This window comes from uncultured Methanobrevibacter sp., from assembly GCF_902764455.1.
GTDB lineage: Archaea > Methanobacteriota > Methanobacteria > Methanobacteriales > Methanobacteriaceae > Methanocatella.
The window spans coordinates 37,168-47,330 of the sequence record NZ_CACWVY010000021.1; the positions used below are offsets into that span (position 1 = coordinate 37,168).

Below are 10,163 nucleotides of genomic sequence, written 5' to 3' on the forward strand. Positions count from 1 at the left end.
AACTCACTTATAAAGTATTTGAGAGAGCATCTGATAAGTAAAATGTTAATGTGAGCGTATGAAAAAACACAAATAAAAAATTATTTTTCAAAACCTTTAAGGGCATAAAGCTTGTTTCTTAACTCTGCTGCTCTTTCAAAGTCAAGTCTTGCAGCAGCATCTTTCATGTCCTTTTCAAGGTCTTTGATTAACAACTGAAGTTCATCTTTAGGCATTTTTTCAACATCAGATCCTTTAATGCCTTTGTATTTCTCATCTTCTTCAGCCAATTTCTCTTTAAGAGACCTTTGAGTTGATTTTGGTGTAATTCCGTGAACTTCATTGTATTTCATCTGAAGTTTACGCCTTTTAAGTGTAGTGTCATATGCCTTTTGAACAGAATCAGTCATTTCATCCACATACATTATTACACGACCGTTGACGTTTCTTGCAGCTCTTCCGATAGTCTGTATCAGTGAAGTTTCGTTTCTTAAAAATCCTTCCTTATCCGCATCAAGAATAGCAACGAGAGACACTTCAGGCAAATCCAGTCCCTCTCTTAGAAGGTTTACACCAACCAGAACATCAAATTTACCTCTTCTCAAGTCATCGACAATATCAATCCTCTCAAGAGTATCGATTTCAGAGTGCATATACCTTACTTTAACACCGATTCTTGCATAATAATCTGTCAAATCCTCGGCCATCCTTTTTGTTAATGTAGTAACCAGCACTCTTTCGTCTTTTTTGGCAGCTTTTCTTACTTCTTCAAGCAAATCTTCTACCTGACCTGTTACAGGCCTGATTAGCACTTCAGGGTCAACCAATCCTGTTGGCCTGATGATTTGCTCAACTACATTTCTTGATTTTGCAAGTTCATACTGTGCGGGAGTAGCAGATACATAAATGACCTGATGGACTGATGATTCAAACTCATCAAATCTTAAAGGACGGTTTTCCTTAGCTGACGGCAGTCTGAAACCATATTCGACCAGAGTTTCCTTACGTGCTCTGTCTCCATTATACATTCCTCTGATTTGAGGAACAGTAACGTGTGATTCATCAATTATTGTTAAAAAGTCATCAGGGAAATATTCCAAAAGAGAATAAGGTTTATCTCCCCAGTTACGTCCTGAAAGGTGCATTGAATAATTTTCTACACCAGGACAATATCCCATCTCCTGAAGCATTTCTATATCAAAACGAGTTCTCTGTTCAAGCCTTTGTGCTTCAAGGAGCTTTCCGGTTAGGTTCAGTTCATTTAATCTTTCATCCAATTCCTGTTTTATATTGGCAATAGCAACATCCATCTTATCCTGGCCGACAACAAAGTGCTTTGCAGGGAAAATCATATATCTCTTAAGAGACTCCTGTTTTTTACCGGTAATCTTATCAATTATGCTTATAGCATCAATTTCATCACCAAACAGTTCAATTCTTATTGGAGGTGTTCCATGAACCGGATTGATTTCAATAACATCACCGCGTACCCTAAACTGACCACGGTCAAATTCAATGTCATTTCTTTCATACTGCATGAACACCAGTTTAGAAAGGATTTCAGATCTGTCGTAAATATCGCCAACATTGATTCCAAAAGCAAATTCACCATAGTCCTGAGGTGAACCGATACCATAAATACAGCTTACACTGCTTACAACAATAACATCATCTCTTGAAAGCAGAGACTGAGTTGCAGAATGCCTCATTATATCAATTTCTTCATTAATTGAAGCTTCCTTGTCAATAAAAGTATCTGTACGGGGCACATAAGCCTCAGGCTGATAGTAATCATAATAACTGACAAAATACTCAACTGCATTATCCGGGAAAAATTCTTTAAATTCTTCATACAACTGTGCAGCCAAAGTCTTGTTGTGAGAAATAACAAGGGTTGGTTTTTGGACTTCTTCAATGACATTAGCCATTGTAAAAGTCTTTCCCGAACCTGTAACACCCAAAAGAGTTTGCTCTTTTAGGCCGTTTTTTATGCCTTCAGCTAATGAGTTAATGGCTTTTGGTTGGTCACCTAATGGTTTGTAAGGTGACTTTAGCTTGAATTCTTTCATGATATCTAATTTGAAATAGTGATATTAAAACTGATATGAGTATAACTTGGAGAACAGCACGGAGTGACTCTCTGGTCTCTTATTACCAGCTGTCCATAGCCTTTCAGTTCCTTTTCCAAATCTCTCATAATATTTGGAATTACTTCAGTTCTATAAACTTTAAGAGACCCCAAAAATACTGTTTTTACAGCCATATTCATAACAGAAACGTTTTCTACAACATCCATTTCATCATATTTTGCTAAAATATTATTAGATTTATCCATTAATTCAGATTTGATATGTTCTTTATCCATCTTAATCCCTCAATGCATCCGCAATAGCTTTTGCGATAGATACACGTGAAGTATCAGAAGATAAACTGTTAGTTCCAATGATTTTATTAGCACCTGCAGCATATATTCTTGTAGCACCATTATTGGTTAAAATCGGATGAACGCAGCATACATCAATTGATGATGCACCATATTGTTTTAGGATGTTTATTGCATTGACAATGGTTCCACCAGTTGCAATAATATCATCAATAATAATTGCATGCATGCCTTTTACTGAATCCACATTAACAGTATTTTCACTTTCACTATCACATCTAACATCAACAATCTTGGTTTCTACTTTATCAGGACCTAAACGAACTTTAGTCAAATAAGTACAGTCACAGTCGAGGATTTCTGACATTTCCTGTGCAAATCCATATGCACCTTTATCCGGAGCAATGATTAATGGTTTTTTATCCTCTTTTTTAACGTATTTTTTATTTAAATACTCTGCAATGGAAGGCATCGCTGAGATGTTTCTTGCAGGAATATCAAAGAAGTTTAAAACACACTGTTCATGAATATTGAATGTAATAAACTCATCAGCACCTGCTGACTGAATCAATTCGCAGATGATTTTAGCAGAAATTGTTTCACCAGGATTGAAACGTTTTTCCTGTCTTGCATACCCCATATATGGAACTACAACTCTTACTTTTTTAGCACCCAAATCCTTTAGATTTGCTATTATAAACAATAATTCCATCAGATTTTCATCCTGAGGATATCCAGTAGACTGAATAACAGTTACCTCATCAGAAATTTCACCGTCTATCCTTAAATATCTTTCACCATCCGGAAACTTGCGAGTTTCAACGTAACATAATTCTTCTCCAAGCTCACGGGCTACATGAGCTGCCAAATCTTGTGAAGCTGAACCACCTATAATCACAATATCACCAAAAATTTATATAATTTTATTTATGTTGGTGATAATTAAAAAAGTTAAGTATTAATATTAAAATATTTAATAAGAAAAATTATGGGAAAAGGAAAAATAATATTAGGAGCGATAGCAGCAATTATTGTTTTGTTTTTATTATTTACATTAACAAGTCCAATATTGATTGTTGCTGAAGATACCGACGAAGGAACACCCGGAATTGATATGGCTGCTAAATTCAGTCCAATTGGAGGTTTTGAGTGGATTTATCCCGGAAGTTCAGTTAATGCAAATGGACAGACACTTCATAATGTTCATTTAGACTCCCCAAATAATCCTTACGGAGCGGCACGTGACATAATGACATATACATATAAGTTTACACCGCATTTGATTGTCAGTGTAAATCCCGAAGCCGCAGAAGACATTTTTGGTGCAGGCCTGATTGACAACATCAGAGCCAATGACGCCTACAACGGTTATGCAGGAAGCGAAAATGTACAGGGAACAATGTCAAGAGGAGATGCTGTGAGTACAGCTATGGGAGGCGGCACTTTTAATCCGTTAGCTATTCCATTAAATCTTCTAATGGGAAATATTAGATTAATTCCAGTCTAATTTTCCTCACTTTTTTATCTTAACTGAAGCAATGTGTAAAAGGATAATGCCACACCAACTACAGAAATAACAATCATTATCAGTCCATGTTTTTTAACTGTAGGATTTCTTGACTGCACCAAATAAAAAGGCAGGAAAAATCCGAAAAAAGTAAAAATAGAAAATCTTGTGCTTTTAAAAAATGTACCTATTATGAACCCGCTCCAGGAGAGAAATATTGTAAGCAAATATGATACAATAATGACTTTTTTATTAACTGGAGGAGCCTGATTTTTAAAAACTATAACATTTTTAGGTTGCAGACCTTCAACTAATGGTGTTCCGCATTTTGCGCAAAAGTCATAATCATCCTGATTTACAAATTCACAATTTTTACATATTCTAGTCATTAGTTAAAGTTAATATTTCTTAATATAAATTATTTTTCCAAAATCATTGCAATTTCTTTAAAAAATTCTCCAAGATAATTTTCATTGACCAAATCAGCATAATATTTAAAGCCTAATTTTTCTAAAACTCTTTTTGACTGTGAATTTTCAATTCTATAACTCGCATAAATCTTTTCAACATTTAATTCATCAAAAGCCCTACTGATTAAAACCTCAGACGCTTCAACAGCATAACCATTTCCCCAGTATTGCTCCGCTACCCAGTAACCGAGTTCGCAGGCTCCTTCACCCCACCAGTGATTTGTATCAGGATGAAACAGAAGACCCGCACATCCAATGGGAATATCATCTTTTACTATCGCATAGGTTTCTTTTTTGGAAAAAACTGTTTTAATAATATGCAAACTATCTTCAATGCTTTCATGAGGAGGCCATCCTGCAATCGGACCAATATTTGGATTTTTGGCAAAATGATACAGGCATTCCGCATCGGAATCCAACCATTGCCTTAATGTGAGATTTTGAGTTTTAAAAATCATTAAAAAGATTATGTTTTTTAGATATTTAAAAATTTTGTAAAAAATTTTACACTAAAATTAATTACTTCAAAAAAATATATAGTTAACCATGAAAGTCAAAGACGGGATTTGCGGCTTTGTTGTAGGTGATGCTTTAGGAGTTCCTGTTGAGTTTTACTCAAGAAAAGAGCTTGAAGATGACCCGGTTACTGATATGAGAGAATTTGGAACATACAACCAGGTCAAAGGTACATGGTCTGATGATTCATCAATGACAATAGCCACTATGACAAGTATAGTAAATAAGAATGGCATTGATTACAATGACATAATGGAAGAGTTTTGCAAATGGGCATTTGAAGGTGAACACACTCCTCACGGTGAGAGATTTGATATCGGAAACACTACTCTCAGAGGATTGGAGAGATATATTGACGGAGCAGATCCGCTGGAATCAGGAGGAAAATCAACACATGACAACGGAAACGGTTCCCTAATGAGAATTTTGCCGCTGGCTTATATTCCTGATATTGATTATGAAACTATAGAAAATATCTCCTCTTTAACACATGCTCATCCAAGGTCAAAGATTGCATGCGTATTGTATGTTGAAATTGCAAGATCCATGCTTGAAAATACATTAACAATTGAAGAACATATAAAGTGTGCATGTGAAAAAATCAAAGAGTATTATGCAGATAATGAAGAGCTTCACCACTTCAAAAGAATATTTGAGGATGATTTAACCACAGATATAAGAAGCGGAGGATATGTTATAGACACCTTTGAAAGCGTTGTTTACTGTTTAAAAAATACTGACAATTATAAAGATGCGGTTCTAAAGGCCGTTAATCTGGGCGGTGATACCGATACAACTGCAGCAATATGCGGCGGACTGGCAGGAATTTATTACGGTTATGATGATATTCCTATAGATTGGCTTAATGAAATTCACAAACTTGATGATATAATTTCATTATGTGAAAAGTTCGAGGCATTTTATGATAGATATTAGCAAAACCATTGAAAATATTAGGGCTACATGCAATAATTATGTAGACCCTGATCTTGTTGCTACAGTCATTCATGACAACTACTACATGGGTTCAAACAACATTCTTGAAATCGAAAAATTTGACATTGAAAAAGAGGATTCTTTTGAAGAAAGGATTGTAAAAATTTTAAAATATGAAAATGTATTTTTAAACATTGGAATGTATGCATTTGTTCCCGTAATCAATGAATGCGACATATATTCAACCGAAGACTATAATCTGAAACTATCTAACGAGGAATTTGAAAAATATGCCAATGAAAAAGAACGTGTTTTTGGAATATTAATTAAAAAAGAGTCTGAAGATTATATAATCGGAAGCTGTGATTTGTGCGGATGCAGTATAGATGCAGCATTTAAAGAAATAGAATCCTCCGATTTACCATTCTATAAAAAATTAAAGGAGATAATAGATAGTAAAATTATCTATTAATCATTTTCTTTTTAATTTCTTCCCACATTGCCTGTTCTTCACCACAGCCGGTCATGATAACATATTTATAATCAGAATTTCTGGCCATTTCATTTAACCTTTCAATTCTAACATCCATTTCATCATAACTCAACGGATAGAAATCGGCATCAGGGAAATCCTGTTTGATAATGTTGCAATATTCCTCTGCTTTTTCAATTGATTTTCTTCCAGGAACAACAATAACATGATCAGGATTCATGCTTTTGATGACTTTATAGTGGTCTTCAAAGATTTCTTCTTCTTTTTCATCAGGTGTTGTGTAGATAAACTCAAATGGAGCATCAATGAACTGCTTCATAAACATTGCATTTATTTTAAGAGCATCACCGTTATCTCCCTGACCTAATCCAACAAATTTTCCACCAATATCAACGACTTCAAATCTTCCAGGCGGAATAAATGACATGTCCAGATTGTTGAATACATCTTTAACAGTGGATTCTATGTTTTCCACCTTAGGAGTGAATGTTGCATAGGCAGTAATTGAAGCAAGAGTATTGTAGATATTGTGGAAACCGAATGGAGGTACATTAAGTTTTAGATTAAATTTAACATTCTTTTTGGCAAAATAATTATATAAATCTCCTTCGATATCCAAAATCCATGAATCTGAATTGAACTCTGCATTCACTAATTTTACATTAGGTTCAGGACGTTTAAATCCGCACTCACAAGAATAAATTCCTCTGTGATTTAAGAAAAAGTGAGAATAATTAAGTTCTTTACCGCATTTAGGACATTCTATTGTTTCAGCACCAATATCTTCAATTACATCAGTTTCTATTCCATAATAGTTAATGTCAACATCTTTGGATTTATCAAGACCAATCAGTGCAGTTCTTGGATCATCACTGTTAGTAACGATAGCCCCCCTTTCCATGCCTTCTGACAGTAATTTTTTAGCCTTATAATATGATTCAAATGGATTTTTTACACCTGCAACCTGAGTATGTTCCTGTGAAATTGTAGTATAAACCACACCTACAGGATTTATCAGTTTCTGAACGGTATCAGGAATACCATATGTCATATCACGAATTCCGTATTCAAATATTCCCAAATCACCTTTTTGATTTAAAAGAGCAGTTACAATAGAGTTTAAAATGTTGTTTTCATAACTTTTCCTAATCTGAATATCCTTTGACATTAACTTTATCAGAAGAGTAGTTGTAGTAGTTTTACCGTTAGTTCCAGTAATCAGAACAGAACCTAACTTCAAATCAGAAGCTAATTTTGGAATGGACTCCTGACCACCAATCTTTGTAAAAACATGACCTGGATAAGTTCCACCGCTTCCAGGACCATGTTTTGCAAGTTGACATGCAACTTTTCCAGATAATTTTGCCATATTAAATTTAAAAAAATTAACCATGATAAATATATTGTAAACATATGATATATAAATATTATTTTATTGAATAATTTAAAAAAATGAGTTTATTTTAAAAATAAAGAAAAAATAAGAAAAATAATAATCCAATTAGTTGGTTGTTGGATTATTAATTGATGTCTGCGGTACTTTTTCGGCGACTCTAGAACCGATATTTTTCATTTTTTCTATGAGTACATCTTTTTTAGAACCGCTGATTAAAATATTTTCAAGTACATCACTTAAAGTTTCAGTTGGAATGATTTCAATCATGTCTTCGTATTTCTTCTCAATCATAACGTCTTTTAAGTTAGATTTAGGGATTAATACTTTTTTCATTCCGGCTTCTGCAGCAGCTTCAATTTTTGCTGTTGCACCACCGATAGGCATTACGTCTCCACGAACATTGAGTGAACCTGTTAATGCTACGGTCTGGTCAATTGGAATATCTTCAACAGCTGAAATAACCGCAGTAGCAATACTTACACTGGCGGAGTCACCTTCAACACCATCATATGTCTGGATGAACTGAACGTGAATATCATAATCGGAAATGTCCTTGTTAGTGTACTTTTTAATTAATGCACTTACGTTTTGTACTGATTCCTGAGCGATTTCTCCAAGTTTACCAGTTGCAATTATCTGACCACCGTTTTTGGATTGGGTTGGAGCGGCTTCTGCTGCAATTGGAGATACAATTCCGCTTCTGTCACCAATAACTGCAAGACCATTTACAAGACCAACTCTTCCACCTTCAGAGGAAACCATACTGTAGTCTTTTCTTTGGATAATAGACCTGTCTGCTATTTGCTGTTCTAAGGTTCTTGCAAATCTTTTGGCTTCAGTAACATGAGCTGCAGTAACTATTTCTTCTCCTTTTTCGATAGCTACATCTCCAGCAGATCTGACCAATCCGCCTAAGTCTCTTAATTTTAAAGTTAAAGCGTTTTGTTTTCCAGATCTTCTTTTAGCTTCCATGATTATTTCATCTAATGCATCAGGAGCGAAGTGAGGAATTCTTCCATCGTTTTTAACTTCCTGAGCTACGAATTGAACTAGTTTTTCACGATTTTCAGTTGTATCATCCATATAATCTTTCATGAAAACTTCATAACCATATCCTCTGATTCTAGATCTCATTGCAATATGCATTCCTTCCAATACCTGAAGGTTTCCTGATGCTACAAGAACAAAGTCACATGGTACTGCCTGAGACCTTACCATTGCACCACTTGAGTTTTCGCTTTGACCTGTGATTGCATATTGTTTTTCCTGCATTGCAGACAATAACTCCTGTTGAGTTTTCATACTCATTGTACCAATTTCGTCAATGTATAAAACTCCACGGTTTGCCTTGTGAATCATACCTGCTTCTACACGTTCATGTGCAGGAGTACCTAATCCTCCGGATTGGTATGGGTCGTGGCGAACATCACCGAGTAATGCTCCTGCATGAGCACCTGTTGCATCCATAAATGGTGCAAATCTAGATTCTTCATTGTTAACTAATAATTTTGGAGACAAATTACTATTTTTTGGCTTAATCTGTATTGAAATAAGTAAAATTAAAGCGGCAGCAATAATGGATTCAAGCAGTCTTCCATACATGAATCCAATGACCAAAATTCCACCGATGGCAAACATGGTAATGATAGTTTTTCTTTCCTCATGACCTTTAGCTGACCCTTTGGTTGCTTTTACAATTTTCTTACCTTCACCTGCAGGAACTGTTCTTACTAAAGGATGGTTATTATCTTCCACATTCGGATATACCAAAACATCTTGTAGGGTTTCATGAGGCAATATTTGCGCCATACCTTTTGCAAGCATAGATTTTCCCACACCAGGGTCTCCAATAAGCAAAACATTCCTTCTTTGTTTTGCAGCCTTCTTAATTGTTTCAATGGACTCTTCATGTCCAATAACCTGATCAATTAATAAAGGTGGAACTTCAATATCTTGTGAGCTTTTTATGTTATCATAATTCAACATATGTTTGCTTTCCTCACCAGCAGTTTCTTCTTCTACCGGTTTTTCAACAACATTTTCTAAAGAATCATCAATTGATTCCTGTTCTTCAAAATTCATAAAATTAACCTCACTGCTTGTAATAAATTCATCATTAAAAAGATAAGTTTCACATACTATTTAATATTATTTAAATTTAGGATATATAAAAAGCTTTCTATTTTAGTAAATAAAAGTAACTAAAATACAAAAATTTTTGAACCAATATATTTGACGAATACAACAACTCAAAAATACAAATACCATAGTTCAAAAATGTCCAAAAATATAATTTACATCTAGAATTTTGATGACAATGGATTAGATATCGAAAATATCCAAAAATTCGGATACAAATCATAGGTTAAAATTCTTATTTTTTAAAAAATATAATCAAAAACTTTATATATTATGTTTCAACGACTGCAATTTTTCAAAATGGCTTCAACAAGCTATTTATACCCTGTAAACTAAAAATAAAG

At 34.4% G+C, this 10,163-nt stretch carries 10 protein-coding genes; 3 read left to right on the top strand and 7 right to left on the bottom strand.

Features of this window, described 5'->3' with window-relative positions:
* Window positions 1–80: 80 nt before the first annotated feature.
* From uvrB to QZU75_RS08005, 3 genes are read right to left on the bottom strand one after another with little or no spacing between them, the layout of a single operon-like run.
* The gene (gene uvrB / locus QZU75_RS07995) at window positions 81–2,048 is read right to left on the bottom strand and encodes an excinuclease ABC subunit UvrB (protein ID WP_296882860.1); all 1,968 of its coding nucleotides are present in this window, start codon (window positions 2,046–2,048) and stop codon (window positions 81–83) included.
* A 5-nt stretch (window positions 2,049–2,053) separates the two neighbouring features.
* The gene (locus QZU75_RS08000; protein ID WP_296882861.1) at window positions 2,054–2,344 is read right to left on the bottom strand and encodes a hypothetical protein; all 291 of its coding nucleotides are present in this window, start codon (window positions 2,342–2,344) and stop codon (window positions 2,054–2,056) included.
* Between the two features lies 1 nt (window position 2,345).
* A complete protein-coding gene (locus QZU75_RS08005; RefSeq protein ID WP_296882863.1) occupies window positions 2,346–3,260 on the bottom strand; it encodes a ribose-phosphate diphosphokinase in 915 nt (304 codons plus the stop codon).
* Between the two features lie 90 nt (window positions 3,261–3,350).
* Here QZU75_RS08005 and QZU75_RS08010 point away from each other — a divergent pair, with 90 nt between their 5' ends.
* Window positions 3,351–3,869, top strand: a complete 519-nt coding sequence (locus QZU75_RS08010) for a hypothetical protein (RefSeq protein ID WP_296882864.1) — start codon at window positions 3,351–3,353, stop codon at window positions 3,867–3,869.
* Between the two features lie 14 nt (window positions 3,870–3,883).
* On the opposite strand, the gene QZU75_RS08015 is transcribed toward QZU75_RS08010, so the two are convergent.
* Both QZU75_RS08015 and QZU75_RS08020 read right to left on the bottom strand, forming a co-directional pair.
* The gene (locus QZU75_RS08015) at window positions 3,884–4,258 is read right to left on the bottom strand and encodes a zinc ribbon domain-containing protein (protein ID WP_296882865.1); all 375 of its coding nucleotides are present in this window, start codon (window positions 4,256–4,258) and stop codon (window positions 3,884–3,886) included.
* A gap of 29 nt (window positions 4,259–4,287) precedes the next feature.
* On the bottom strand, window positions 4,288–4,797 hold the full coding sequence (locus QZU75_RS08020; RefSeq protein WP_296882867.1) for a GNAT family N-acetyltransferase: 510 nt from the start codon (window positions 4,795–4,797) through the stop codon (window positions 4,288–4,290).
* Between the two features lie 88 nt (window positions 4,798–4,885).
* Here QZU75_RS08020 and QZU75_RS08025 point away from each other — a divergent pair, with 88 nt between their 5' ends.
* Together QZU75_RS08025 and QZU75_RS08030 are read left to right on the top strand one after the other, a co-directional pair.
* The gene (locus QZU75_RS08025; protein ID WP_296882869.1) at window positions 4,886–5,791 is read left to right on the top strand and encodes an ADP-ribosylglycohydrolase family protein; all 906 of its coding nucleotides are present in this window, start codon (window positions 4,886–4,888) and stop codon (window positions 5,789–5,791) included.
* The gene (locus tag QZU75_RS08030; protein WP_296882871.1) at window positions 5,778–6,263 is read left to right on the top strand and encodes a hypothetical protein; all 486 of its coding nucleotides are present in this window, start codon (window positions 5,778–5,780) and stop codon (window positions 6,261–6,263) included. The genes QZU75_RS08025 and QZU75_RS08030 overlap by 14 nt, the downstream gene beginning before the upstream one ends.
* Here the strand turns inward: QZU75_RS08030 and QZU75_RS08035 are convergent.
* Both QZU75_RS08035 and lonB read right to left on the bottom strand, forming a co-directional pair.
* Window positions 6,253–7,677 (bottom strand): Mur ligase family protein, encoded by a 1,425-nt coding sequence (locus QZU75_RS08035; RefSeq protein WP_296882873.1) that lies wholly within the window; start codon window positions 7,675–7,677, stop codon window positions 6,253–6,255. The genes QZU75_RS08030 and QZU75_RS08035 overlap by 11 nt on opposite strands.
* 108 nt (window positions 7,678–7,785) lie before the next feature.
* On the bottom strand, window positions 7,786–9,666 hold the full coding sequence (lonB, locus tag QZU75_RS08040; protein WP_296882877.1) for an ATP-dependent protease LonB: 1,881 nt from the start codon (window positions 9,664–9,666) through the stop codon (window positions 7,786–7,788).
* Window positions 9,667–10,163: the final 497 nt, after the last annotated feature.